Annotated in this window: 21 protein-coding genes and 3 pseudogenes; 12 read left to right on the plus strand and 12 right to left on the minus strand. The window is 68.0% G+C overall.

Going from position 1 to position 25959, the window contains the following annotated elements; translation table 11 throughout:
* Window positions 1-5 precede the first annotated feature (5 nt).
* From ACZ69Q_RS35320 to ACZ69Q_RS35350, 7 genes are read right to left on the minus strand one after another with little or no spacing between them, the layout of a single operon-like run.
* The gene (locus ACZ69Q_RS35320) at window positions 6-1226 is read right to left on the minus strand and encodes a cytochrome P450 (RefSeq protein WP_471050096.1); all 1221 of its coding nucleotides are present in this window, start codon (window positions 1224-1226) and stop codon (window positions 6-8) included.
* Window positions 1219-2475 (minus strand): ATP-grasp domain-containing protein, encoded by a 1257-nt coding sequence (locus ACZ69Q_RS35325; protein WP_471050100.1) that lies wholly within the window; start codon window positions 2473-2475, stop codon window positions 1219-1221. The genes ACZ69Q_RS35320 and ACZ69Q_RS35325 overlap by 8 nt, the downstream gene beginning before the upstream one ends.
* Window positions 2472-3539, minus strand: coding sequence for an alpha/beta fold hydrolase (locus ACZ69Q_RS35330; protein ID WP_471050103.1), 1068 nt, complete (start codon window positions 3537-3539; stop codon window positions 2472-2474). Before ACZ69Q_RS35330 ends, ACZ69Q_RS35325 begins: the two co-directional genes overlap by 4 nt.
* Complete coding sequence (locus ACZ69Q_RS35335) at window positions 3536-4330, minus strand: thioesterase II family protein (RefSeq protein ID WP_471050105.1); 795 nt, start codon at window positions 4328-4330, stop codon at window positions 3536-3538. Before ACZ69Q_RS35335 ends, ACZ69Q_RS35330 begins: the two co-directional genes overlap by 4 nt.
* Window positions 4327-7497: a non-ribosomal peptide synthetase gene (locus tag ACZ69Q_RS35340; RefSeq protein ID WP_471050108.1), complete on the minus strand. Its 3171-nt coding sequence runs from the start codon at window positions 7495-7497 to the stop codon at window positions 4327-4329. Before ACZ69Q_RS35340 ends, ACZ69Q_RS35335 begins: the two co-directional genes overlap by 4 nt.
* The gene (locus ACZ69Q_RS35345; RefSeq protein ID WP_471050110.1) at window positions 7494-7700 is read right to left on the minus strand and encodes an MbtH family protein; all 207 of its coding nucleotides are present in this window, start codon (window positions 7698-7700) and stop codon (window positions 7494-7496) included. Before ACZ69Q_RS35345 ends, ACZ69Q_RS35340 begins: the two co-directional genes overlap by 4 nt.
* Before the next feature lie 43 nt (window positions 7701-7743).
* Window positions 7744-10899, minus strand: a complete 3156-nt coding sequence (locus ACZ69Q_RS35350) for a non-ribosomal peptide synthetase (RefSeq protein ID WP_471050113.1) — start codon at window positions 10897-10899, stop codon at window positions 7744-7746.
* Between the two features lie 474 nt (window positions 10900-11373).
* On the opposite strand from ACZ69Q_RS35350, the gene ACZ69Q_RS35355 reads away from it, so the two are divergent.
* From ACZ69Q_RS35355 to ACZ69Q_RS35370, 4 genes are all read left to right on the plus strand, one after another.
* A complete protein-coding gene (locus ACZ69Q_RS35355; RefSeq protein ID WP_471050116.1) occupies window positions 11374-12654 on the plus strand; it encodes a cytochrome P450 in 1281 nt (426 codons plus the stop codon).
* Complete coding sequence (locus ACZ69Q_RS35360; protein ID WP_471050119.1) at window positions 12632-13426, plus strand: FkbM family methyltransferase; 795 nt, start codon at window positions 12632-12634, stop codon at window positions 13424-13426. Before ACZ69Q_RS35355 ends, ACZ69Q_RS35360 begins: the two co-directional genes overlap by 23 nt.
* A gap of 711 nt (window positions 13427-14137) precedes the next feature.
* The gene (locus ACZ69Q_RS35365) at window positions 14138-14593 is read left to right on the plus strand and encodes a VOC family protein (protein WP_471050122.1); all 456 of its coding nucleotides are present in this window, start codon (window positions 14138-14140) and stop codon (window positions 14591-14593) included.
* Between the two features lie 934 nt (window positions 14594-15527).
* Window positions 15528-15860: a hypothetical protein gene (locus ACZ69Q_RS35370; RefSeq protein WP_471050125.1), complete on the plus strand. Its 333-nt coding sequence runs from the start codon at window positions 15528-15530 to the stop codon at window positions 15858-15860.
* Between the two features lie 128 nt (window positions 15861-15988).
* Here the strand turns inward: ACZ69Q_RS35370 and ACZ69Q_RS35375 are convergent.
* Window positions 15989-16959, minus strand: a pseudogene (locus ACZ69Q_RS35375) (IS701 family transposase); the annotation flags it as partial.
* 294 nt (window positions 16960-17253) lie between these two features.
* Here ACZ69Q_RS35375 and ACZ69Q_RS35380 point away from each other — a divergent pair.
* Together ACZ69Q_RS35380 and ACZ69Q_RS35385 are read left to right on the plus strand one after the other, a co-directional pair.
* Window positions 17254-17496: pseudogene (locus ACZ69Q_RS35380) on the plus strand (helix-turn-helix domain-containing protein); the annotation flags it as partial.
* Window positions 17497-18069: 573 nt separating this feature from the next.
* Complete coding sequence (locus tag ACZ69Q_RS35385) at window positions 18070-18837, plus strand: glycoside hydrolase family 12 protein (RefSeq protein WP_471050127.1); 768 nt, start codon at window positions 18070-18072, stop codon at window positions 18835-18837.
* A gap of 467 nt (window positions 18838-19304) precedes the next feature.
* On the opposite strand, the gene ACZ69Q_RS35390 is transcribed toward ACZ69Q_RS35385, so the two are convergent.
* Complete coding sequence (locus tag ACZ69Q_RS35390) at window positions 19305-19592, minus strand: transposase (protein WP_471050129.1); 288 nt, start codon at window positions 19590-19592, stop codon at window positions 19305-19307.
* A gap of 326 nt (window positions 19593-19918) precedes the next feature.
* Here ACZ69Q_RS35390 and ACZ69Q_RS35395 point away from each other — a divergent pair, with 326 nt between their 5' ends.
* From ACZ69Q_RS35395 to ACZ69Q_RS35405, 3 genes are all read left to right on the plus strand, one after another.
* A complete protein-coding gene (locus ACZ69Q_RS35395; RefSeq protein ID WP_471050131.1) occupies window positions 19919-21196 on the plus strand; it encodes an acyltransferase family protein in 1278 nt (425 codons plus the stop codon).
* Window positions 21193-21351, plus strand: a complete 159-nt coding sequence (locus tag ACZ69Q_RS35400) for an SGNH hydrolase domain-containing protein (RefSeq protein WP_471050133.1) — start codon at window positions 21193-21195, stop codon at window positions 21349-21351. Before ACZ69Q_RS35395 ends, ACZ69Q_RS35400 begins: the two co-directional genes overlap by 4 nt.
* Before the next feature lie 112 nt (window positions 21352-21463).
* A protein-coding gene (locus ACZ69Q_RS35405) for an IS5 family transposase (RefSeq protein ID WP_471050136.1) occupies window positions 21464-22272 on the plus strand; the annotation gives its coding sequence in 2 pieces (ribosomal slippage) (window positions 21464-21803 and window positions 21803-22272; 810 coding nt in all).
* Here the strand turns inward: ACZ69Q_RS35405 and ACZ69Q_RS35410 are convergent.
* Window positions 22264-22890 (minus strand): nucleotidyltransferase family protein, encoded by a 627-nt coding sequence (locus ACZ69Q_RS35410; protein ID WP_471050139.1) that lies wholly within the window; start codon window positions 22888-22890, stop codon window positions 22264-22266. The genes ACZ69Q_RS35405 and ACZ69Q_RS35410 overlap by 9 nt on opposite strands.
* Before the next feature lie 61 nt (window positions 22891-22951).
* On the opposite strand from ACZ69Q_RS35410, the gene ACZ69Q_RS35415 reads away from it, so the two are divergent.
* Complete coding sequence (locus tag ACZ69Q_RS35415; RefSeq protein WP_471050142.1) at window positions 22952-23587, plus strand: SGNH hydrolase domain-containing protein; 636 nt, start codon at window positions 22952-22954, stop codon at window positions 23585-23587.
* Between the two features lie 378 nt (window positions 23588-23965).
* Here the strand turns inward: ACZ69Q_RS35415 and ACZ69Q_RS35420 are convergent, their stop codons facing one another.
* Both ACZ69Q_RS35420 and ACZ69Q_RS35425 read right to left on the minus strand, forming a co-directional pair.
* Window positions 23966-24358: a hypothetical protein gene (locus ACZ69Q_RS35420; protein ID WP_471050144.1), complete on the minus strand. Its 393-nt coding sequence runs from the start codon at window positions 24356-24358 to the stop codon at window positions 23966-23968.
* A gap of 121 nt (window positions 24359-24479) precedes the next feature.
* Window positions 24480-24683, minus strand: a pseudogene (locus ACZ69Q_RS35425) (NF041680 family putative transposase); the annotation flags it as partial.
* A gap of 33 nt (window positions 24684-24716) precedes the next feature.
* On the opposite strand from ACZ69Q_RS35425, the gene ACZ69Q_RS35430 reads away from it, so the two are divergent.
* Both ACZ69Q_RS35430 and ACZ69Q_RS35435 read left to right on the plus strand, forming a co-directional pair.
* Window positions 24717-24887, plus strand: coding sequence for an NAD-dependent epimerase/dehydratase family protein (locus tag ACZ69Q_RS35430; protein ID WP_471050298.1), 171 nt, complete (start codon window positions 24717-24719; stop codon window positions 24885-24887).
* 285 nt (window positions 24888-25172) lie between these two features.
* Window positions 25173-25946 (plus strand): maleylpyruvate isomerase family mycothiol-dependent enzyme, encoded by a 774-nt coding sequence (locus ACZ69Q_RS35435; RefSeq protein WP_471050146.1) that lies wholly within the window; start codon window positions 25173-25175, stop codon window positions 25944-25946.
* The last annotated feature ends 13 nt before the right edge of the window (window positions 25947-25959 follow it).

A 25959-nucleotide genomic window follows, 5' to 3' on the forward strand; every position in this document is an offset into this window, starting at 1 on the left:
ACTCTCTATGCTCGCAGCCGCAGCGGCAGACTGCTCAGGCCGCTCAGGAAATTGGAATGGACGCGTTCAGTCGGGCCCGCCGACTCGATGACGCTCACGGTCTCGCGCAGGCCGTCGAGCAGCGCCGCGATCTCGATCCGTGCGAGATGGACGCCGAGGCAGTAGTGCGGCCCATGGGCGAAGGACAAGTGCCGGTTGGGCTGTCGGGCCAGGTCGAATCGTTCCGGCTCGTCGAATTCGGCCTTGTCGAAGTTGGCCGACGCGGTCCACGCCACCACCGCGTCACCGCTGAGGATCTTCTGTCCACCCAGTTCCACGTCTCGTACCGCGGTCCGGCCGACGTGCAGGGCGGGCGAGGTCCACCGGAGGATCTCCTCGGTGGCCGAGGCGGTGCTGACTTCGCCGTTCTTCAGCGCCTGCCACTGCTCGGGGTGGTCGATCAGGGCCTGGACACCGCCGATCATGGTCAGCCGCGTCGTCTCGTCGCCGCCGAGGATGAGGCTGTAGCAGTTGAGCACGACCTCGTCGTCCGTGAGCCTGTCCCCCTCGACCAGGCCGGTGGACAACAGGGTGATCAGGTCGTCGGCGGGCTCGTCCCGTCGGGCCCGGGCCAGCTTGGCGAAATAGAGGAGCAGTTCGACCTTGGCCAGCCGGGAGGCCCCCGGGGCGTGGGCGGCCCCTTCGGAACCGAGCGCGTTGCTGGTCCGTTGCAGGATGAACTGCCGATCCTCGGCGGGTACGCCCAGAAGGTCGCAGATCGCCATCAGGGGGATGTGGGCCGCGACGTCACGTGCGAAGTCGCAGGTGCCCGTTTGTACGGCGGTCCGGACGAGTTCGAGCGTCGCCGCCCTGATCCGCTCCGCGTAGGTCTTGAGCGCGCCCGGGGTGAACGACCGCCACAGCAACTTGCGCATACTGGCGTGCTTGGGGCCGTCCGTCACCGCCAGCATGCGGCCGGCCCCCGTGTCGCCGCCGTTGAGCAAGGTGTCCATCACGTTGCCGCCGGTGGACACGAACGAGTCGGAGTCCCGGTACACGGTGAGCACGTCGGCATATCTGCTCACCAGCCAGAATCCCCGCCCACCTGCCGACTGGCGCCAGACCACCGGCTCATGGGCGCGCAGATCGCGGAAGTAGCCGGAGAGGTCCTGCTCGGCGTGCAGGGCCGGGTCGGTGAGATCCGGCTCGGTGGCAGGGCGCGTCGGTGCGTCCGCTGGACTAGGCATCAGGCAGGAACCCCATGGATATGGTCCGCTCGCGATCGGCGAACTTGAAGGAATACGACAAACGACGTCCCACTTCGGCGAGTTGGGCGAACATCTCGTCGTAGTCGGCGGCGTCCCCGCCCACGAGATCCAGCGGATCCGTCATGACCCCGCCCGGCAGCCGGGCCCCCGGCCGCAGGTACGGCGTATAGACACTGACGCCCTTGACCTGCAGTGCCTCACGCCACCCGTTGTTGGCACCGAGCTCACACGCGTCGCGTGGTGCCGGGTTGTTGTACTGCCAGTGCACGCGGCCGGAGGCCGGGACCGGCCCAGGTGGCGATGCCTCTCCCAGGGCGGCGAGGCCTGCCATCCGTACCGCGTCCATCCCCGCCGCCCGTCTGGCGAGTTCACTGATGTGCCCGCCGAGACGACCGTTCACCTCGATGATGCGAGGGCCGCTGGAGGTCAACTTCAACTCCGTGTGCGTCACTCCGGTTTCGAAACCGAGCGCGTGCAGGGCGGCTGTCGTCAGATCGAGCACGGCGTCGGTATCGGCCGGCTCCAGTGGGGCGGGCCAGAACTGGCCCACTTCGCGGAAGGGTGCCGCGAGCGGGAACTTCCCCGTCACCGCGACATGGTGGGGTGTTCCGGCCAGTACCAGGGTCTCCACCGAGACGTAGTCCCCGAAGGGTCGGCGATCGGCGCCGCGCAGCAGCTCCTCAAGCACGAAGACCTCATGGGAGCCCTGGATTCGGCCCAGCAGACGCCGTCCTTCCTCGGCATCTGCGATCGGATGCGTCTCCCGGCTGCCGCCGCCCCGGGCCGGCTTGAGCACCGCGGGAAGGCCGACGGCCGCCACTGCGGCGTCCCAGTCGGAGCCGTCGGCGACCACGGCCGATCGGGTCGTGTCGACGCCGCAGGCCCGCAGCAGATCACGCTGGCGGCTCTTGTCGGTGACCGCCTCGGCCGCCTCCGCGCCGGGGCCCGGCAACCCGAGATCCGCGGCGATCCACCCCGCCGACCTGATCATCAGTTCGCTGAAGGTGACGACTCCGTCGACTCTCTGCGCCTCGGCTGCTCGCCGGTCCGACTCGCGGTGCCGGGTGAGCGGCATGGTGCGGCCGAGTGCGGCCATCACCGGTTCGAGACGCTGGGCGTGTTCGGAGTCCGGAACGGCGAAGATGATCTCCGCGACATCCCCCAGCGCCCGCGCGATCTCCGCGGGATGCACAGCCCCCTTGTCGTAGGGCACCAGTAGCCGCTTCATCGCGCGGCACGCTGGATCTCGGAGACCTGGGCGGCGAAGTCCTCCAGACGCCCGTGGTTGAGGAGGATCTTCACGGGCACGCGTACGCCGAGCTTGGAGCTCAGCTTCGCGCAGCCCCGCATCGCCGCGATGGAGGTGCCTCCGGCCTCGAAGAACCGTGTCTGCCCGTCGACGGTGGCGCCGGGAAGCAGTTGGCCCCATACGTCGATGACCGCTTGCAGCACCTCGTTCGACGCCCCCTGCACGGGAGCGGGCGGCGAACCGGAAGGCCCGACGGCCCCACCGGCCGCGGGGAACTGTTCCCGGCGAACCAGGTCTTCGAAGCCCGGCAGGTCCGAACGGTAGTAGAAGTGGCCGCCCGGCCAGGTCCGAGTCGTGAACGGGCCTGTCGTCAGGGACTCCCAGGCACGGAGTGCGTCGTCCGGTACAGCCTGGTCGTCCGCACCTCCGACGGCCACGAGCGGGCACGAGACCGTCCGCCCCGCCGCTGGATAGGGGTAGTTCCATCCCAGCCGGAAGTCGTGACGCACCACCGGCAGTGCCAGAGCGAGCAGTTCCGGCTCGTGCAGCGTCTCCGCGGGCAATCCACCCGCCGCGACCAGCGACGCGGCGAGCTCCTCGTCGTCGAGGAGGTGCAGCGGTCCACCGTGCCGGCTCTCCGAGAGCGGTCCGTCACCGCCGGAGCGGGTGCCGGGCGGTCCGGCGGCCGACACCACCAGGGCACCGGCCGGGGTGCCGCGCTTCTCGAACACCAAGGCCGTCTCGAGGGCGACCAGGCTGCCCATGCTGTGTCCGAGGAGCAGCGCCGGCGGTTCGGTGAACAGGTCGGTGTACTCGTCGGCCAGCGCGGCGGCCAACTCCTCAACGGATGCGGCAAAGGGCTCGTCCGTGCGGGTGCCCCGCCCGGGGTACTGCACGGCGATCGTCCGGTACCCCCTTAGCCGGTCGCCCCACTCCCTGACGGAGTGGGCGCTCCCGCCCGAGAAGGGGAAGACGAGCGCGGCCGGGAGCTCCGGCGCGGCGTTGGGGGTCAGTTCCCAGAAGCTGGGCGAGAGCGGCCTCACGTGGTCCGTCCTTCGGTGGTCTCCAGTGGCTGTCCGGTGTCGCAGCCTGTTGCGGCGGTGAGCAGAGCGGCGATGTTCCGCGGATGCTCCATGACGTGGAAGTGGCCCCCGGGCACGAACTCGACCGTGCACCCGGCCGTCGTGCACTCACCCCAGCCGGCGAGGTCCGCCCTGCTCACCGTGGAGTCCTCGGAACCGCCGACCGCGGTCACCGGAGCGTCGACCACCGCTGCCGGCAAGGGCTGGTGAACCTCGCCGAGCCGGGTGTCGTGGCGGATGACAGGCAGCATCACCTCCAGCAGTTCGGGCTCGTCGAGCAGTTCCGCGTCGAGGCCGCCGTGGCCCACCAGCAGGTCGAGCAGGACCTCATCGGGTTCCTGGTGGACCGTCCGTGTCTCCGCGGCCATCGCGTGCGGGCTGACGCAGCTCGACGCGATGAGTCTGCGCACGCGTACGCCCCGCACGGCCAGCGCCTGTGCCACTTCGAAGCCGACGATCGAACCGAAGCTGTGGCCGAAGAGAACGACCTCCGGCGGCGCGAGCGTCGCCACGGCGTCGGCGATCTCGGCGGCGAGGCCGAAGACATCCGGTGCCAGCGGCTCGGTGAAGCGTCCGCCGTGCCCGGGGTAGTCGACGCCCATCACCGGTGAGGGGCCGGTCATGGCATCGGCCACGGGCAGGAACACTCCGCTGTTGCAGCCGGAGTGCGGCAGCAGAACGACCATCGGTGCGGCGGCGGCACCCTCGCGGAGACCGACGAGTACGGGGGCGGGGTGCGATGTCGCCGTCACTGGCCCAGCTCCTTGCCGAGCCGCTCGGCCAGGGCCATGACAGTCGGGGCCGAGAGGAAGTCGCGTACGGCGATCCTGATGCCGTACTTCTTGCGGATCTCGGAGATGATCCGGACCGCCTGCAGCGACTGCCCGCCCAGGGCGTAGAGGGTGCTGTTCAGGTCGTTCACCGGCGCGCCGAGCACGGTCTGCCAGATGTCCGCGATGGCCGCTTCGAGTTCGGTGCGCGGCTGAGCCACGTCCGTCTGCGTCTGCGGCCCTGCCGGTTCCGCGGCGGCCAGCGCTGTTCGGTCGACCTTGCCGCTCGTGGTCAGCGGCAGGTCCGCGGCCACCCAGACGCGGGTCGGGACGACGCCGGACGGCAGCCACTCGGCGCACGTCCGCTCCACGGCCGTGACGAGAGCGCCGGAGTCGATCGCGCGGTCCGCGGTGACGGCCAGCCCCAGATGGATTCCCGCTGCCGACTGGGCCACGTAGGCGGCTGCCGAGACCACGCCGTCCGCCCGGGACGCGGCGGCCTCGATGTCCGCCAGTTGCACGCGCTGCCCGTTGAGCTTGACCTGGTCGTCCACGCGGCCCAGGTAATAGAGGCAGCCATCCGCTCCCCATCGGCCGAGGTCGCCCGTGCGGTAGACACGGTCGCCCGACCGGACCACGGACGACACGAAGCGGTCCTTGGTCAGGGCCTCGTCGCCGTGGTACCCGAGTGCGACGCCCGCTCCACCGACGCAGATTTCGCCCACGGCCCCGTGAGGCACCTCGCGGAGGTTCTCGTCGAGGACATGGAGGTCGACGCCGGGCAGCGCCACACCGATGCTCCGCGTGTCCTGGCCGCGAGCGGTGGTCGAGAACGAGGCGCATACGGTCACCTCGGTCGGACCATAGGCGTTGACCAGGCAGACGGACTGCTCCAGTTTCCGCGCCAGTGCTTGCGGCAGCGCCTCACCGGCCGAGACGACGACCCGCAGCGACGGCGGCAGACGGTCGACCGTCCCCAGCAGCGAGGGGGTAGCGGTGAGCACCTGGGTTCCGAACTCCCGGAGCTCTTCGACGAGTTCTTCGGGCGCGCAGAAATCGAGGCGGCCACGCCGGCCCAGCGGCAGCACCATTTCCCAGATCGACGCGTCGAAGGATGGCGTGGCGACGGCCGCGAAGCGCTCCATGCCCTCCACCGGCAGCGCATCCTGTGCCACGACCAGGTGATCCAGGCTCGCCCGGCTGACCGTCACGCCCTTGGGCCGTCCGGTCGACCCGGAGGTGTAGATGAGGTACGCGGGTGCCGAGTCCTCGACCTCAGTGGGAGCGAGGCTGCCTTGGAGGTCCGGGCGGGGCGCGACTATGACCGGCCCGGCCTTCCAGGGGACGTCACCGACGGCGTCCGTCACGATGTGGCCGGCCGCGCTGTCTTCGACGATGTCACGAAGCCGCTGCGCGGGATGGACCGGATCCAGAGGCAGGTAGACGCCTCCTGCCCACAGAACGGCGAGGAACGCGGTGAGGAGGTCCCTGCCCCGTGGCAGGTGCACGCCCACCACCGAACCCTGTACGACTCCGGCGTCCTTGAGCTGGGCCGCGAGCGCTTCGACGGAGGTCCGCAACTCGGCGTACGTTGCCGTCCCGCGCCGGTCCAGCACAGCGGCGCGCTGCGGTTCGTCGCGCGCGGTGGACAGGAAGCGGTCGAACAGGCTGCGGGTGTCCTGCTCTCCTGGCGCGGGTGCGGACACCGGCACCCCGGCAGCCTGTGCGGCAGGCTCGTCCCCGGCCAGGGACAGGTCCGTGAGGGGCGCGTCGGGGCGGCCGCCGCAGTGAGCGAACACCACGCTCAGCGCGTCGTTCATCCGCTGGATCGTCTCGGCGTCGAACAGTTCCCGGTTGTACTCCATGTATCCGGCGAACCCGTCGTCGGCCGGGGCCATGGTCAGTGTCAGGTCGAAGATGCTGGTGCGTTCGTGGACCATGAGCGGTTCGACGAAGGCCTCGCCGAACACCAGCCTGCCGCGATCCGCCGTCTGCAGTGCGAGGGCCACGTTGACGATCGGTGTGGACCACTGGTCCTCGTCCGCCCGACGGTGGTCGTGGAGCATCTGGTCGAACGGCAGCGCCTGATGGTCGAAAGCCGCGAGCATGGTCGCGCGGACCTGCCGGAGCAGCTCGCGGAAGGTCAGGTCACGGTCGAGCCGCACACGGATCGGCAGCAGGTTGACGAACATGCCGATCAGCGACTCGAGTTCCGCTCTTGTGCGGTTCGCCACGGGCAGACCGACGACGACCTCGTCCTTGCGTGCCCAACAGCCGAGGAACAGTGCGTAGCCGGCGACGAGGGCCATGGCCGGCGAGGCCCCCTCCTGCTCGGCGACCGCGGTCAGGCCGCGGCACACCTCCGGTGACACTGCGGAGGAGTGCAGATCGCCCTTGAAGGACTGCACCACCGGACGGGGGTGGTCGGTCGGCAGGTCCAGCAGTGGCGGAGCGGAGCGCAGATGCTCCTTCCAGTACGCCGCGTGCTCGGCGAACCGCCCCTCGTCCACGGACCTGCGTTGTTCCTCCGCGAACGTGCTGTAGGCGGTCGTCAGTTCGGGGAGGGTGGCCGCAGTGCCGTTCAGGAAGTGGTCGTAGAAGTGCGAGATCTCGTTCTGGAAGATCCCCAGTGACCAGCCGTCGAAGGCGATGTGGTGGACGACGAAGGCCAGGGCGTGATCGTCCTCCCCGATCTTCCAGAGCCGCAGGCGCAAGGCCGCGTCGGCGCCCAGGTCGAACGGTTCGCTGACGTAGTTCTGGATCGAGGGGATCAGCCAGTCGATACCGTCCTCGTCGGCCGGGGCCTCGGCCTCGACGACGTCGAGCGCGACGGGCGTCGGAGGGTCGATCACCATGACAGGCTCGTCCCGCTCGTAGACATAGCGGGTGCGCAGGGGCTCATGACGGGCGATGACCGCCTCGAACGCGCGGGCGAGGCTCTCGTGGTGCAACGGCCCACGCAGCCGGTAGCAGAAGGCCGAGCCCGTGTTCTCGCTCTCGCCGAGGCCGCTCTGGAACCACAGTCCGCGCTGGCCCATGGATATGCGCCCCGTGTTCGCAGGCGTCACGGTCGGATCCTGCGCGGTGGCTTCGGCTCGCTGGGCGAGCCATTTCGCGATCGCTGCTCTGCGTTCGTCCGTCTGGTTCACTGACTGCTCCCGGACATCTGGTCGATGAGGCTCTGGGGACGCATGTCTGTCCACACCTCGTCGACGAATTCCATGCACGCTGTCTCCGTGCCGGTGAATCCCGCCGCCCGCCAGCCGGCCGGTGGGCTCAGCCGTGCGGGGTGGATCGCGTACTGCCGTTCGTTGTTCACAAGCACCTGGAACTGGGCGCCAGAGGTCGCCATGTGTCCTCTCCTGGCAAGGTGAAAAGAGTCGTTGAGGGTTGTCTCAGGGGGTGTCGCCGATGGCGGCGAAGAGTCGCTGCTCGATCTCGTCGGCGAGGTCCTGGAGCACCGTGTGCTCGAAGTACACGCTCAGAGGGATCTGCAGTCCCAGGCGATCGCCCAGGCGTGCGGCCACCTGGGTGGCCAGCAGGGAGTGACCGCCGAGGACGAAGAAGTCGTCGCGCGACGACACGCGGGACACGCCCAGCACCACGCCCCAGACGTCCGCCAGGATTTCGGCGACCGGTCCCTCGGGAGCCGTGAAGTCGGCTTCACCGGTAACCGGCACCTCGCGCTGCGACAGCGCGGTCCGGTCGACCTTTCCGTTCGGCGTCAGCGGAAGTTCGGAAAGCTGGACCAGGGACGGCGGCACCATGTGCTGCGGCAGCGTACGTGTGAGATGGGCACGGATCTCTTCCGGATCCGGCGCACCGCCCGTTGCCGCGGCAGGGACGAAGTAGGCGGCCAACTGCTTTCCCGCGGCTGGGACGTCACGCACCACCACGCAGGCGGCGCCGACCCCCTCGGCCTCCAGGAGCACCCGCTCCACTTCGGCGGGCTCGATCCTGAATCCGCGGATCTTGACCTGCGCGTCGGTGCGGCCCCGGAAGACCAGCCTGCCGCCGTCCCACTGCATGCGATCGCCGGTCCGGTACATCCGGGATCCGTCGGCAGCGAATGGGTCGGCGAGGAACCGGGAGGCGGTCAGCCCCGGCCGGCCCGCGTAGCCGCGGGCAACGCCGATGCCGCCGATGTAGAGCTCTCCCGGAGTTCCGTCCGGCACCAGGCGCAGCAGGCTGTCGAGCAAGTAGAGCCGTCCGCCGGGCAGCGGTCCACCGAGTGTGACCGCTGACCCGTCGTACTGTTCCCCGGCACTGCTGACCACGGACGCCTCGGTGGGTCCGTAGAGGTTGGCGAGCCGGTACGGCTTTCCCGCGGGGACGGCGGTCAGTTCGTCGCCGCCGACCTGGACCCTGCGGATCCGGGCGGGCAGTTCGATGCCCGCGGCCTCGATGGCGGTGAGCACCGGTGTCACCAGGAAGGCCACGGTGACACCGGCTGCGTCGAGGAAGCGGCACAGCGCCGCCGGATCGACCCTGGCGTCGTCCGGTACGACGACCAGACAGGCACCGGCGGCGAGGGCCGGGGCCATCTCCAGGATGCCGGCGTCGAAACTGACCCCGGCCATCTGCGGGATCCGGTCCTGACACGTCAGTCCGTACACGCGGACGTACCAGTCGACGAGGTTGCTCAGTCCACGGTGCGGAACCTGAACTCCCTTGGGGCGCCCTGTGGTTCCCGAGGTGTAGATCGTGTACGCCACGCCGTCCGGGAGCGGATCGGCGAGGGCGGAGAGCGCCGTGTCGGTCGTACGGGCGTCGGGCGCGAGTACGGTGCACGGCCCGGCCCATGCGGCTGCCTCCTGTGGGACAGAGGTGATCAGCACCGTGACACCGGAGTCCTGCACCATGAACCGCAGCCGGTCCACGGGGTAGTGCGGGTCGAGCGGCACGTACGAGGCGCCGACCCCCATGACGGCGGTCAAGGCCACGGCCAGCTCTGCCGACCGTGGGAGATGGACTCCCACCGGAGTCTCGGGACCGACTCCGGCCTCTCGCAACGTCTGCGCCAATGACGCGGCCCGGTCGAGCAGTTCCCGGTAGGTGAGGGTCTCGTCACCCGCGATCACGGCCAGCCGATCGGGGTGGCGGGCCGCGGTCTCACGCACCCGTTGCACGAACCCCTGGGCAGGCGATGCCGCGGGCCCCGCTCCCATGGACAGGAGGGTGGCCTGCTCTGCGGCGCTGACCAGCGGATGGGTGAGCAAGGGCAGGTCGGGTTGGCGGCAGAGTTCGTGGAGCAGGTCCAGATACCGGGCCCCGAATGCAGCCACAGCAGGGCGGTCCAGCACATCGATGGCGAACGACAGCGCCAGATACACCGTCCCCGCATGCTCTTCCAGCTCGGCGACGAAGTCGTAGTGGGTGCTCTCCCCATAGGCGAACGGCACGGGACGTCCCAGCGGGGAGTCACCCGAGGCATCGACCTCGCGGACGTCGTTGAACACCGCCTGGACCAGCGGGGCGCAGCCGCGAAGCCGTTCGGGGGCCAGATGCTGGACCAGCTCGTCGAAGCCGAGGCCGATGTGCTCCAGCGACTCCAGCACCATCTCGCGGTTGGCGTCGATCAGTTGGCGGAAGGTCATCGCCTCGTCGATACGGGCCCGCAGCGGCAGCATGTTGACCAGGGGGCCGATGACGCTTTCGGAGCCCGGTTCGAAGCGATCGGCCATCACCGTGCCCACCACGACATCGTCCTGATCGCACCAGCGGCTCAGCGCGATCTGAAGAGCACTCAGGTAGACGACGAAGTCGGAACTGTCCAGCTCGCCCGCCAGGCGGCGAACGCTGCGGCAGAGGGAGTCCGCCAGCTCCAGTTCCATGCGATCGCCCTGATGAGAGCGCACACCGGGTCTTGGCCGGGACAGTGGAAGTTCCAGCACTGACGGCGCCCCGGAGAGCCGCTGCTCCCAGTGGGCAAGGCTGTCCTTGCGGGCAGCGAGAGCCATGTCGCTGCCTGCCTGCGCCCCGATGTCGGTGAGCCGCAGGGAGATCTCCGGCAGATCCGGTGTCAGATGTTCCGTCTCTGCCCGGTACAGCTCCGCCAGATCGCTGTGGAGAAGACCGAGGGACCAGCCGTCCGTACTGATGTGGTGCATCACCACCATCAACGTCCGCTCGCCCGATGAGGCGGTGAAGACACGAGCCCGAAAGACCGGACCGGCCTCCAGGTCGAAGGGCTTCCGAAAGAACTCCATGTGGCGGTCGCTCACGGATGTCGACGCCGAATCCCCGTTGCCGTTCTCCTCGACGACAAGTTCGGGAGAGTAGGGCGGTCGGACCACCTGGAACAGTTCGTCCGAAGCGAACTGAAAAGTCGTCCGCAACGCCTCGTGCCGTTGCACCAGCGCAGTCAACGCGCGTAGCAGCGAATCGAAGCACACCTCCGGCGGTAGCCGGAGTACGAGAACCGAGTGGAATCCCGCGCCGTCGGCTCCGGAGTCCTCGCGAACTCGGCTCTCCAGCCATATCCGGCGCTGAGCCGGAGTCGCCGGAGCCGTTGTCTCTGCATGCGTTTGGCGCAGAGCGTGGCTGTGCAAACCTGCCCCCCGTGGTCACACCCTTGGTCATTGCTTCCCTCCGCAGGTGATCTTGAGGGAAGACTGCTGAAAGATACACACCTGGACTCGGCAAGTGTCAACAGCCAATCTATGCAGCATCGTTGTGACACAGAGGCGTCATCGGCGCGGCAGGCCGGGCCACACGAGGCGTAGCGGCACAGACTTCCCCGAACGCCACCCTCTTGGGCATGATCGGAACTGCGGCGGGGCGATTCGGGCGCTCAAGAGTGATGCAGCACGAGCAGATCACTCTGTACCGAAGCGACGAATCTCTGATAGGAATGATCACCGGCGACGGGGGTCACCTGATAGCAATACCCGGCACTGTCAACCACTTACCACAACCGTGGTGTGTGCTCGTGGACCGCTATCTGCGTGTTCTACCTCACACGTCTCTTTGCATCTCACGCGTGCCGAAAATTCTGCCGCGACCACGCCGGAGGGGGGAGCGTCATGTACCTGGGAGGGGACAGGACACACGTTGGGCATTTCGATCTGACCGATCCGGCGTTATTCACCGACGATCGATTCATCGATGTGCTGGCACACCTGCGTGCGGAAGATCCCGTTCACTTTCACACGGAGGGGAACGGCCCGGGATTCTGGGTCGTCACGCGTCACGCGGACGTGTCCCATGTATACGCGAACGGCGATCTGTTCAGTTCACGACTCGGGATGCGCCTCGGAGCCAACCCCGACGCTGTCAAAGCCGTGGCCGACCGGATGCTGATTGTCACCGACAATCCCGAACACATGCGTGTACGCCGCCTGGTGGGATCAGCCTTCACTCCACCTGTGATCCGCACCCTCGAGACGCACGTCAAGAGTGTGGTGAGGGAGCTGATGGCCTCAGTCGTCGCCGATGGACCGCGCGAGTTCGTCTCAGCCGTCGCGCGCCCTCTTCCGACCCACGTCATATGCGCCTTCATGGGGTTGCCGCGAACCGACTGGGAGTGGATCGGCCGGCTGACCACCGACGGCATCGACTCCGAGGACGATGACGTCCGGCTGAACGCCAATTCCGAGCTGTTCCTGTACTTCACCGAAGTCATCGAGGAGCGGCGGCAGCATCCGGGGTCGGATCTGATCAGCATCCTCATCAGTGCCGCAGCCGAGGCTGAAGGGTCCGGCGCGCCCCCCTTCTCCGATGTCGACCTCGTGGTGAACCTGGCCGGCATCCTCATCGGGGCCAACGAGACGACCCGTTACACCGTCGCGGGCGGGCTGGTCGCACTCGCGGAACACCACGACCAGTGGGTGCGGCTGCAGCAGGATCCGGAGATGGTCGCCCCCGCGGTCGAAGAGATGCTGCGCTGGGTCTCTCCGGCCGTGCACGCCATGAGGACGGTCACACAGCAGACCCGGCTCGGTGACCGCACCCTGGCCCCCGGCGACCGGGTGACCGTCTGGACGCACGCGGCCAACCGGGACCCCGCGGTCTTCTCGGGACCGGATGAATTCGACATAGCGCGGCGCCCCAACCGGCATCTCAGCTTCGGCAACGGCCGGCATGTCTGTGTCGGCGCACGACTCGCACGGATGGAGATCGCCGCCTTCCTGGAGGAACTGCGCAATCGGGTCCAGCGGATTCGCCTGGTCGAACCGGTGGAGTGGAGCCCCTCCAACTTCACCCGAGGTCCACTCAGCGTTATGGCGGAGCTGGAGCCGACCGGCTCACCGACGATTCACCAGAAGGGCGACAGCAGCGGAAATGGGTACGATGCACGCCGGTAACTCAGTTTCTCCGAGGACGAGTGTCGAACTGCCCGACGGGCGAAAGGTTGCCTGCATCACGGAGGCTGAAGCGCTCCTGCTCTGGAGCGAGATGTCCGCAGACGGGATGTACGGCTCCGCCGCGGCCGGTCTACGTCCCGGCGATACAGTCCTCGACATCGGGGCGAACATCGGGCTCGCTTCTCTGATGTTCCATCACACGGTGCCCGAACTGCGGATCATCGCATTCGAACCGGCCCCCCAGACCTTCGCGTGCCTGGAGGAGAATCTGCGTCTGCACGTTCCGCGGTCCACCGCGGTACGCGCCGCCGTATGCGACAGGGTCGGAGAAATGGAGTTCACTTTCTATCCGAACTCCCCCGGAAACTCCAGTCTCTTTGCGGACCGCGAGGCGGATGACGAGACGACACGCCACTTCCTTCGCAATTCGGGGATCGACGAGGAGTACATCGACGAGCTCTTGGAAGATCTCCACTCGGGCACGTCCCTCACCGTCCCCGCCATCACGGTGTCGGAGATCATCCGGCAGTACGGGATCGAGGACATCGGCCTGCTCAAGATCGATGTAGAGCGCGCCGAACTCTCCGTCCTCCAGGGAATCGAAGAGGACCACTGGCCGCTGATCCGTAGCATCGCGGCCGAAGTGCACGCGGAAGACGGCCGGTTGGAGGAGATATCCGCCCTACTCCGCAAACACGGCTTCTCCCTCAACGTCTCGCAGAGCCCCAAGCTTGAAGGAACGTCCTTGTACGACCTCGTTGCGCATGTGTGAACTTACTCCGGGCACCGAGACCAGTACGGACAGCAACGACGACAACCTGACACTCGCGGAAACGGCGGCGACGCGGGAGCGACACCGTTACTGACGGACCGCTCCAACCTCGCCGAGATCTGTTGACCTCCCCGGAGGCGGTTTCGCCGTACCACTCGACAACCCACTTCGAGCTCTCACCCGAGATCGTTTCCGCTAAGTGCCTTACGTCTGCCCGGACTTGGGGCCGCGCGGGCCGCAGCTCCAGCATCGCGATCACTGCGAGCGGTGGGCGCTCAGCCGGGGCGTTGGGGAGTTGTGGTCTCGGTTGGTCTTGAAGGGGTTGGGGGAGGGGCTGGTTCCCAAGGAGCCACTACAGTGGTGCTCGGGCTGCGGTCTTGTGCATTGGCCGCGGCTCGGCGTCGAAGGCAGCCGACGTGGTCCGCAGGGAGTAGGTGGCGGCATCGCAGAGTGCGACTGCGGCGGCGACGGCTGGACCGGCCACTCCCACATGTACCGCTGTCACGCGGGTGAACGCGCAGGTGGTGACCGGCCGGTCCGGACGGTTGCTGTGGATCCTCATCTGCGCTGACGGGCTGTGCGCACCACCTGACCGGAGCCTGTCGCTGAGCCAGTCCCGGCAGTGTGCGTTCTCGGCGGTGCGGGCACCCGTGGAACCAGGGCCTGTTGCGAAGTGGATCGTCTGTCAGAGGTGCCTGGGATGCTCCGAGCATGGAGATGACAGTGCAGCTCACGATCGACTGTTCCGATCCGCAGAGAATGGTGGCCTTCTGGGCTGAGGCTCTGGGTTACGTGCCTGAGCCTGCGCCGGGTGGGCATGTCACGTGGCGTGCTTACTGGGCGGCTGTGGGGGTGCCCGAGGCGGAGTTGCCGGCCGGTGCCGGGGATGTTCCGGAGTCGATCATCGATCCCGTGGGACGTGGACCGAGGGTGTGGTTCCAGCAGGTTCCGGAGGCGAAGGTCGTCAAGAACCGGTGGCACTTCGACCTGAAGGTCGGTGGGGGCCGTGACGTCCCGCTGGAGGTCCGCGCACAGCGGGTCAAGGCTACGGTGGAGCGGCTGGTCAAAGCTGGTGCCACGGTGCTGCGGATCAAGGATGAGCCTGACATGGGGCTCTACGCCGCCGCCATGCAGGACCCCGAGGGTAACGAATTCGACGTCATCTGAGGGCCGTTGTGACAGTGCTGGTCACAGCCACTCGTTCACGGCTGCGGCCTGCACCGTCGCCTCGTAGCGGAGGGAGAGCTTGTCCTACCCCGCGGCCACTGCCCTGTGTCACTTAAGACATCGTTTCTGATGGCGTGATCGCTCGGCTGCGGGCGTGCGGGTGGAGGAATCGGAGGGCGGAGGTGAGGGAGGCGGGGCGAGTGTCGGAGGCTTCCCAGACGCGGCGCAGCCCGCACGGACACACAGCCAGGCGGAGCCATTCCGTTACCGCTTCGCGGTTTCGGTGTGCGCGTGGCCGGCCGGGAACGGGTGTGCTCCGTGCTGTGCCGGTGGTGGTGGGCCTGATCGCCGTGGCCGTGGGCGGTGGTGGTGGGCGTGGGCGGGGTTTGTCTATGGATTGTCTTACGGGTGCTGGTTGGGGGTGGAAGGGCCTGGTCGTGGCGGTGGGATGGGGGTGTGCCCCTGGTGTGAGTGCCGGGCCGGCACCGGTTGTTGCAGTCGTGCGGCTGCGGGATGAGGAAAGGGACGGGGAGTGCGCGTGGTTCGCTGTGGGAAGGCTGCCGCGGCTGGGCCGATGGGATCCACGGCTGCCGCTGGCGTTGTCTTCGGCAGGGTGGCGCCTGTGTCATGCAAGCGCTCCTGGGGAGGGCTCGGCCCGCGGGTCTACGGCATGACGATCTGGGCCGGTGGCAGCGAGCAGTACGCAGCCACGTCCTGGCCGGACAGGCTCAGTCCGCACCTGCTTCACCCCATCCCCTCAGCCTGTGCGCGAGGGGAGCGCCTCAAGGACTGCCGTGACCATCGTGCGCAGCACACCGGGCCTCGCCGTGCCCATGCTCGGGAGCCCTGACATCTGTCAGGATCCCTCCTGCCTGCCTGTCTCCTACCCTTTCGCGCAGGACGCCCGGCACAGGGCGGAACAGAAGGGCAGGACATGAAGATCCTCTGGAAACGCGCACTTGTGACCGGAGCAGCGGGGATCGCTCTGGTCGGCGGAGCCGGTCTCGCGACCGCCTCACCCGCGGCGGCCGCAGAGCGTAACGTGCTGCAGTGCAGCGCTTGGATCTCGGACGATGTCGCCATCGGCGACTGCTACAACCCCGGGACGCAGTTGCACGCGTTCTCCGTACGCGCCATCTGCGGCTGGGCCCCCGACGCTTACTCGAATTGGGTATATGTGAAGCCTGGCACGAGCGCCGCCATCGGTGTCCGCTGTGGCCCGTTGAGCACCGGCGTCGGCGGCGTGGCGATCGAGTACGGCGGCTGAGCGTCCCGGGACGCCCAGATCCATCAGAAGCCCCCTAGTAGTGCTTCGTTAGGTTGTGGGCTGTCTGTGGCTGCTCCGCGGGCTGGGCAGGGGGCGTCCGCAGGTGGTGCAGGTACCGGTCCAGCACCTCAGCAGGTCCTGAAGGACGTTGAGGACCTGGTAGAGGGGCAGGCCGGCGTGCGGACTTTTGGGTCGAGCCGCCTGAGGGTGAGGAAGGCCTGGGCAGCGGTGACGAGGGTGACGTGGTGGTGCCAGCCGCGCCAGGTGCGGCCCTCGAAGTGGTCCAGTCCGAGTCCGTGTTTGAGTTCGCGGTAGTCGTGCTCGATCCGCCAGCGCATCTTGGCCCACCGCACCAGGTCAGCGGCCGGTGTGGTGGCGGGCAGGTTCGATATCCAGTAGTCCGTCGGAGTGTCCTGGCCGTCCGGCCATTCGACAAGGAGTGTCTGGACGGGCAGGACGCCGTCCCACCGGTTGCGGCCGCCGCCCGCTTGCCGGGCTGCGGCCAGGGACTGCTTGCCCGCAGGCCGCACTGTCAGCACCGCGAACCGTGAGGTCATCGCGCCTTTGCTGCCCTGCCTCCAGGTCACCTCGGTGAACCGCTCCGCACCCGCCTGTGCTACGAGGGCGGAGACGGCTCGCGGTGGGGTGCGGCAGCGCGGAAGGGTGGGCGGTCCGAGCCCGCCATAAGCAGGCTGGTGCGGCTCGACATCCTCCGGATGAGCGACTTCCCTCCCGTGCAGGGCCAGGACATAAGACAGCCCTCGTTCCTGGAGACCGAGCCGGAACGGGGTAGCGGCGTCGGCGACCACGACCGGCGCCTTCAACTGCCACTCGGCGAGTGTGTCCAGCAGGCCGAGCGCGAGACGCCACTTCTCCCCATGCACCACGTCATCTGGGACTCCTGCCCTGCGGCATCGGTCCGGCTCGTCCGTCCACTCACACGGTAGATACGCCACTCCAACGGGCACGAAGCGGTGTCTGTGGCGGCATGGACACTGACCGCGACCTGGCAGTTCGCCCGTTTCCCGACCGCTCCGCAGTACTGGCGGGCCACCCCGACCGACGCCTTGCCGCACTTGGGGAACGACATGTCGTCGATCACCATGCTGGAGGCCGCGTTGAGCAGGGCGCTGTAGGTGGGCGAGGCCGGGACACGACTCAGGGTCATGTCGTCGCCGTATGCCGTGGCGGTGTTGGTGGGCGGGTTCCTGGCGTGCGCGCCCAACTCGCCGGCGAGTCACGCGGCTTTGGCGGGATCCTTGGCGGTGACGGTCACTGTGTGCCCGCCCACCGGGCCAGTGTGGCGATGCCCCGGGCCATGTTCCGGGCGCCGATGATGGTGATCTGCACAGGTGCAGCGGTATGTGCGGCCGGGGACGACTGGTGGCAACCGCACTCTTTGGGTTACACGGTCAAGACCCTGACTCGTGCCTGTATGGCTGCCACCGGACAGCCGGTGAAGCATGTGATCCATGCCCGTGTCGCGTTGGAGGTGCAGCGGCTGCCGGCGCACACGGATGAGCCGGTGGCGACCATCGCCCGCCGTCTGAGTTTTCCCGGCTCCACCAATTTCGGGAAGTTCTTCACCCGTCACATCGGCACCTGCCCCGGCACCTTCCGCCACATCCACCAGGGCCAGTACCGGTTCCGTGAAGGCCGGGTGGCGGGCGCGGCCGATGCCATTATTCGAAGCGCTTCGACAGTGCTTTCGACATTGATGCCCAGATCGCAGGTGAAGGAAATGTGTCTTGGTGCGCAGAGCCTTGCTGTTCAGGCGCCCCATCATTACTGTCCACTGACGCAAGCGCTTCGACACTTCGCACCTGAGCCTGGCAAGCCCGGTACTTGAAGGTAAGGGGATCGAGCACCGTTCCCGCAGTTCTTGAGCGCGCCACCTCGACGACACGAGCCACCCACCATCGCGAGCCGCACCGCATGCGAAGGGAGCGAAGGTGTCAACACGTCAGTTGATCGACCGTCTCGGCCGCCTCGCTTTCGGCGGGGACTCCAACTGCGAGCAGTGGAAGGAACCACTTCGCCCAGGGCCGGCCATCAAGCCGATCAGTCGGCCAACTGCGCAAGCACCTCGGACGGGGCTGAGCCGCGTCGTGCCGAGCCCGGACTCGCCGGCGAGCGACACCTCGCGGCGCCAGAGTCCGCTACCAGACCGGGGGGCCGGAACAAACCATCGCCGTCCTTGGAGGGACACATGAGATGGCAAACCCTTAAATCCATCAGCAGCAAGTCGGCCGGGTTAGGTCGGCTGGCTCTGATAGTCGCCGTGATCGCCGGGTTCCTGAGCTTCGCGTCTCCGGCTCAGGCGGCCCAGGTGAACGCCACCTGCGACCGATGGGGTCAGTACACGCAGGGCACCTGGACGATCTACAACAACGTCTGGGGTGAAAACCCCGGCACACAGTGCCAGACCGTGAACAGCATCAAGTCCTGGTACGTCGATGCCAACCACTCCGGCGGCGGGATCAAGTCCTACCCGAACACCTCGGTCCGGCCCCAGACGCCGCTGTCGCAGTTGAACTCGGCGGGCTTCTGGTACAACACGTCGTCGGCTCCCGTCGCCGGCGGTGACCACTGGAACTGGACGAGCGACTTCTGGTCGGCCGGCAACCAGGACGAGATCATGGTCTTCACTAGCTGGTCCGGGACGGCAGGCGGCTGGGGAAGGCAGATCAGGTCCAACGTGACCATCGGCGGCGTCCTGTACGCGTCGGTCTGGCAGGCCGATCCCGGCTGGAACGTCCTGCAGCTCATCCCCGCCCAGCAGAGCAACACCGGCAGCATCGACGCCTCGGCGGTCTGGCGATGGGCCGCGTCGCAGAACCTCCTGCGCAACACCAATTTCGACGCCATGCAGTTCGGCATTGAGATCACCTCGACCAGCGGCGTGCAGAAGCGGTACTCGCTGAACGCCTACAGCGCCTGGTGGAACAACACCTCCGGCGGCGGATCAAGCATCTAGCCGCAATACGCGCGACACGACGGTGAACTCCGTCCGCGCATAGAGACGAACGCCGGAGCGATTCCCAAACGCATACCTTGCCGCCGGGCCTCGAACGACAAGACCCGGCGGCAAGGTTTGCTGAGTCTTCGAATTCAGGCGGGGTGGAGGCGGCCTCGGGCCCGACGGGTGGTGACGCGGCGTGTGCGTAGGCGTTGGTTGGTGGGGATGCGGAAGCCGCGGGCGGCTCGCGCGGCCGGCTTGATCACGCGGTTGAGCCTTCGCTCTTGGCGTTGCTGTGGCCGGTGACGATGAACGCGATCGGCGCGTACTCGAGCGGGGCGGACAAGTGGCCGGCCCGATCCGATGCGGGGTGCGCGGACATTCAGGCTCGCTCAGCACTCCGCCGGGTGGTTCCTTCTGTAGGTCCCCCTGCTTTCCGGCCCCTGCCGCATGCTGACGGGCGCGACACACTGTGGAATCGAGGCTCAGGCTCCACGTGATCCTGCCCTTCGTGTCGGCCTGGGATTGAAGTCGGATGAGGACCCGGTGCCAGGTGCCGTCTCGTTCTCATCGGCGGGACAGATCGTAGATCCGGCCTCAAGGACCGTGCGAGGCGGGCACATCCCGCAAGGAACTCCTGTCCGAACTCGGAACCGTATGCCGTCGATCATCTGCCGCCGGGGCCAGATGGGCGGCCGTCCCGCCTTCGCTCCCTTGGGCAACAACGGCTCCAACACCGCCCACTGTGCATCTGTGAGATCTCCCCGCGCCATGAACCACGATCATTCGTCGCTCAAGACTTACTTTCGATGCATGCCCTGGATGGGGCGCGGCCGAAGCTTGGTGGATCTTCCGCAGGGCCCGGTGTGGCCCGGCTCGAATGTCGACTATTGCTGCGGCGGTCCCCGCCCTGGAGCGGCAACGCTCAAAGTCTCAATGCTTCTTGCTACCGGACTTCATGAGGGCGAACCGATGATTTCGTGCGGTTGAACCTCCATGAGTGGAGCGAAGTCGGGGGGACAGCAGCGGAACCCCGTGTGAGGGCCGGACAGATCTGACTAGCCGAAGCATGTCAGTCGCCCCAAGGAGTTACCCCCTGATGCCGAGCATCACGTCCGTCGAGATACGTACCGTCCCGGCGAGCGGCAGATCCGCACCGCCCCAAGGCCACGCCCCACGGCTCGACATCCAGGGGCTGCGCGCGGTGGCAGTCGTGCTGGTGGTGCTCTGTCACGCCGGCGTGTACCAGGTCGGCGGCGGTTACATCGGCGTCGACGTCTTCTTCGTGATCTCCGGCTTCCTTATAACGTCGCTGCTGCTGCGTGAACTCGCCACCACCGGCCGGGTGTCGATCCGTTCCTTCTACGCCCGCCGTGCGCTGCGGCTGCTCCCCGCGTCGTCTCTGGTGATCGCCGTCACGCTGGGCGGGGCGTGGCTGTTCGTGTCGAAGGCCCGGTTTGCCGAGTACGCGGGCGACGCCCTCGCCAGCGCGCTGTACGCGGTCAACTTCCGGCTGGCGGCGGCCGGTACGGACTATCTCGCCCAGAACAGCCCGCCGTCGCCGTTCCAGCACTTCTGGTCGCTTGCCGTGGAGGAGCAGTTCTACCTGGGGTGGCCACTGCTCCTGCTGCTCACCTGGCGGGTCGCCCGCGGCCGGCGCCGGCTGGTCGCGGTGCCGCTCGGGGTGCTGTTCGTGGGGTCGTTCGCGGCGGGTGTGTTCGCGACGAACTCTTCGGCGCCCTGGGCATACTTCGGTTCCCTCACCCGGGCCTGGGAACTGGGCGCCGGTGCGCTCCTGGCGCTGGCCACCGGCAGGCTGGAACGACTGCCCGCTTCCCTCGCGGCCCCGCTGACCTGGTTCGGCCTGGCCTGCGTCACGCTGGCAGCACTCTGGTACGACGACGAGACGCCCTTCCCCGGCTGCCACGCCCTCCTGCCGGTAGCCGGTACCGCCCTCGTCCTGGCCGGCGGTTGCGCGCCCGCCCCGCACGGCGCGGGGTGGCTGCTGGGACGGCGTCCGCTGGTGTGGCTGGGCGGACTCTCGTACGGCTGGTACGTGTGGCACTGGCCGCTGCTGGTCATAGTCCCGGCGGCGTTGGGCCGCGCCGACGGCACAGCCGACGTGCCGCTCGCGCTCGCCCTGTCCGCGGTAGCACTGGGCCTGGCGTGGCTGACCCTGCGCCTCGTCGAGAACCCGGTCCGCTTCCACCGGGCCTTCCGCAGCCGTCCCCGCCGACCATCGAAGTGGGCGACCCCGCGCCCGCGCTGGCCCAGGCTCTCTCCAACGCACCGGCCCCGCAGGCGCGTCTGGCCGAACTCCTGGCGTCGTCCCCCACCGCCCTGCCGAGCAACCTCGCCCCGCCCCTGCCGAAGGTGAAGTCTTCTCGCTCCGCGGTCTACCGGGACGGCTGTCACGTCGACTACGCCGCCACCACCGGCAACCGGCCCTGCATCTACGGCGACCGCACTTCCTCCCGTACGGTCGTCCTGTTCGGCGACTCCCACGCAACCCAGTGGTTCCCGGCCCTGTAACGTCTCGCCAGCTCACGCGGCTGGAGGCTGGTCTCGCTGACAAACTGCTCGTTTCAGAGTGAGCTGCACCGCGGGTCTTGTGTCCGGCGATCTTGGTCGGCAGGGTGTCTGGGTGCGTGCTGATCTTGTTCCGGATGACCTGTGGGAGCGGGTGGCTCCGCTGTTGCCGCCTGCTCCCGAGCGGCGGCAGCGTCATCCCGGCCGACTGCGTGTTCCCGACCGGGCGGCCCTCGCGGGAGTCATGTACGTGCTGCGGACCGGTGTCGCCTGGCGCGACGTCCCTACGGAGGCAGTGGGCTGTTCCGGGGTGACCGCGTGGCGCCGGCTGCGGGATTGGACCGAGGCTGGCGTCTGGCCGAGGCTGCACGCCGCTCTATTGTCCGAGTTGGGCCGCGCGGACCTGCTGGACCTGGACGACTGTGCCGTGGACGGCTCGCACGTCCGAGCTCTGAAAGGGGGGATGACGTTGGGCCCTCGCCTGTCGACCGCGCGCGTCCCGGCTCGAAGCACCATCTGATCGTCGACCGGCACGGCACCCCACTCGCCGTCACGCTCACCGGTGGCAACCGCCACGACGTCACCCAGCTCCTCCCGCTGCTGGAGGCTGTCCCGCCGATCCGGGGCCTGCGAGGACGGCCTCGCCGCAAGCCCCGACGGGTGTATGCCGACCGGGGCTACGACTTCGACAAGTACCGCCGCTTGCTGTGGAAGCGCGGCGTCAAACCGTTGATCGCCCGACGTGGTGCCGCTCACGGCTCCGGCCTGGGCAAGGTGCGCTGGGTTGTCGAGCGCACCTTCGCCTGGCTGCACCAGTTCAAGCGCATCCGTGTCCGCTACGAACGACGCTCTGACCTCCACGTCGGCCTGCTTCAACTCGCGTGCAGCATCATCTGTCTGCGTCGACTCCGCGCATCATGTTGAGGCAGGCGTCAGGGTGGTGGGCTCGGAAGGCCAGTTAAGTACGGTCAGCTCGGGCCACTGCTGCCGCCAGCGGGCGGTTTTGGTCTCGTACACCTCGCGCGGAGCCAGCACTGGATTGGGTCGGATGACGAGATTGAACACGTCGGCAAGCCCATGCGGTGCATAGACGCGCCAGTGCCCATCCTGTTCCAGGCGAACGCCCAAGCAGCAGGTGGTGGCAGCGAAGTTGTCGATGGCAGCCTCGGTGGAGGTATAGGGAGCACACGCGACGCCGAACTTCTGCTCGTACCAGAGGTGGACGCGGGCCTCGTTGCGGACCTCGACCTCTGCCGGCAAGCCGGCGAAGGCATCGTCGGCGGCCTTGATCACAGCGTCCTCCGCCTCCCACGACAGATCGTGATCATCGAAGTAGAAGACGTCGTAGTCCTTGATCCCGCTGGTGGGGTGCCTGCCTGTGGCCACGTTCCAGACGGTCTGAAATAGGCAACCTGCCGTCAGGTACCAGCCCGGCAGCCCCATCCGAGCCGTGCGGTTCAACACCTCCACCAGCACCTCGTTACGGGACAGCACAGACCTTAGGGCAGCGAGCTGCTCGTCGAGCGGGAGGCGACCAATCACCGCACATGCCTACCACGCGGCAGGCCAATGGCGCCTGCCTTCAGCCTTCGAGACTCTCTTGATGGCTCTTTCTGAAACGATCAGTAAGGCCTCCTGCAAGGTCGCCGACGTGACCATCGTCAGCGGCCACAAGCCGTACACCGCCTGCGACACTTGGCGCTCCCACACCATGGCAAGAATCAGCGCCCTGCGCCCCGACCTGGTCGTCGTCTCCTCCTCGGACGCCGGAGACCTGGCCCACCCCGCCGCCGACCCCCTCCGCCAGTGGACCACCGGCTTCGAGAACACCTTCCGCGACCTGGGCAGCTCCGGGACTCGCGTCGCCGCCCTGCTCGACACTCCATGGCCCAAGGGCGACCCGATCGACTGCGCAGCCAGGAATCCCCTGCAACTACGCGCCTGCGCCAACCACCTACCGGACGCGACCCGCGACGCGACCCGCGACGCGACCCGCGGTTCCGCCCTGCGCGCCGCCGCATCCACAACGGCCACCACGGTCATCGACCCCACGCCCTGGCTCTGCACCCCCGGCACCGGCATCTGCCCCGTAGTCGTCGCCGACACCGCCGTCTACCGCGACGACAGCCACCTCTCAGAGGCGTACGCCGATGCGCTTGCCCCGGTTCTGACACCATCGCTGGACCGCCTCATGGGTGGGCCCTTGAACACACCGGATGATCAAAGCGAGGGCGGCTGAGTGAGCACGGCCATGTCGATTCCCGGAGAGGCTGCAGATCTCGGCCGCCGCACGAAGACGTCAGCAGCCCGGCCGATGACTTCGCGATGGGTCGGATCACTGCCGCGCGATGATCCGCCCACTGACCGCGGGGTTTGTCGTCGAGATCCACCCAGCCCACCGGACTGGAAGGCCCCGGCAACCCTCCGCCCTATGCCAGCCCCCACTGACCACAGCCCGAACCGGCACATGTTGGGTGCGGCGCGAGGGGGTCCCACTTCATGCCGAGTTCGTGGAAGGCGGCGATCCGCTCGTAGGCGAAGGGGCGGTCTTCCGGGACACGGGGCACGGCCAGAGAGCCAGACGCTTCCTTGATCGTCATACAGGACGTCCCGGTAGTCAGAATCCAGGGCAGAGGGCCGCCTTCAGCACCCTGTTGATGGCTTTCGCCTGGTCGTCGGTCACCTCCAGCTCCGCGGTGGAGAACCGCCTCTTCGCAGCGGCGTCGGCGTCGGCGCCGCCGTCGGTGATGGTCGCGCATTGGTCGCGGGCTTTGTCGATGGTCTCGTCCTCGTCGGTGACGAGCATCAGCTCGATGGCCTTGAGCCCGACAAGGAGCGCAGCCCGTTGCGCGCTGTCGGGCTCCGCAGGGAGGCCGACGGCTTCCTCGGCTGGGCTGGAATCGGCGCTGGGTGCGCTGCCGGCTTTGGCGTTGCTGCTGTCGTTGCCGGAGCAGGCAGTGAGCGAGAGCGCGGTGATTGCTATTGCGGCGATGGTCCGGCCGAGTCGCATGTTCCCCCCTGGAAAAGTCGTGCTGAGCAGGCATCATGCCCTATCCGGAGCGATCGTCCCGGACACGGCCAGAGGTCGGGGCATGAGGGGTGACGAACGCTCACCGGATGTGGGCTTTGGCAGGGCAATCAGAACTCTCACCCCGCCGAGCGTCGTACATGGCGCCGTGTCCGCGCCGGTGCTCGGCCACCAGCGTCAGGGCCACCGGCGCCCTCACCCGCCCGTCCGCACACGGCGACGCGTCGTTGAGGTCGAACAACTTGTCCCCGCCCGCGGTCAGGCAGCGGAATAGGTCCTCGCGAGCAAGTGGGAGCGACCCGAGCATCCTCTACTGTGTCGCGCCATAACTGCTCTGATCATCGGCGGTAGTGGGTTCCTGGGCACTGAACTGGTGCGCCAGGCGGCAGCGGCCGGTCACGCGACGGCCGGGACCTATGCGACCAGGCCCGGGAGCATCCCGGGGACCGTGTGGCACGATCTCGACCTGCGGGATCCCGAGCGCGTCGAATCAGTCGTGGCTGAGGTCTAGCCCCGCCTCGTCGTCAACGCGACGAGCGGCGAATCAGACTGGGCGGTTGGGGTGCGGATTGCTGGGAGTGACTTCGTAGGTCAAGCAGCGAGTTGGTAGCGGGCCTGGTGGTTGCGCTGGTGCTCTTGGCCCAGGCGGTAGGTCCAGTAGCGGTCGAAGTCGCCGTTGGCGAGCAGTGCGCGGATTTTCAGGACGGCTTCGGCGCCGGCGCTCCGCCCGGCCGTCGACGCGTTCGTCCGACAAATTCGCTACCCGGCGGCCGGAGCGCCGTGATACACAACCGCCGTGCAAAACATCTTGGAGTTCCCCGAGGTCCTGCGGCTGATCGAAGACCGCTCGGCCGCGTTCCGCGCTGCGATCGCGTCCGCCCCCGACCTTGACGTCCAGGTCCCGACGTGCCCGGACTGGACGCTGCGCGAACTGGCGCAGCACCTCGGTGACGGCCGGCGCCGCCAGGCCGCCATCGTCGCTGCGGGCCCGGGCGTTGAGCCCCCGGCGAGGACGGACCCGAAGGGCGCCCCGACCGCGCCCCGCGACCGCGAAGCCCTGGACGTCTGGCTCGCCGAGTCGACCGAGCTCATGCTCGACGCGATGCGCGAGGCCGGCCCGGACCGCGGCTGCTGGACCTGGTGGGGCCGCTCGCAGGCCCCGGAGACCAGCGGAGCCGTGGCCCGGCACCAGATCCAGGAGATCGCCGTCCACACCTACGACGCCCAGCTCACCCAGGGCGCCGCACAGCCGCTGCCGACGGACGTCGCGGTCGAGGGCGTCGACGAGTTCCTGACGACCGTCTCGGCGACGACCGTCCCCTGGCCGTTCAAGCCGGCAACCATCGACCTGCACACGACCGAGGGCCGCTCCTGGCGCCTGACCCTCAACGCCGATGGCGTCCGCTGCGACGACCTCGCCGCCGACGCGGAACCGGGCGACATGGCGATGCGAGGCGCAGCGAGCGAACTGGTCCTCTACTTCTACGAGCGCGTCCCGCTCGACGGCCTGGAGACCACCGGCGACACCGAGCCGATGGAGCAGCTCGCAGACTGGGACCCGAACGCGTAAAACGCGCACTTGT

This window comes from Streptomyces sp. NPDC036764, assembly GCF_055609385.1.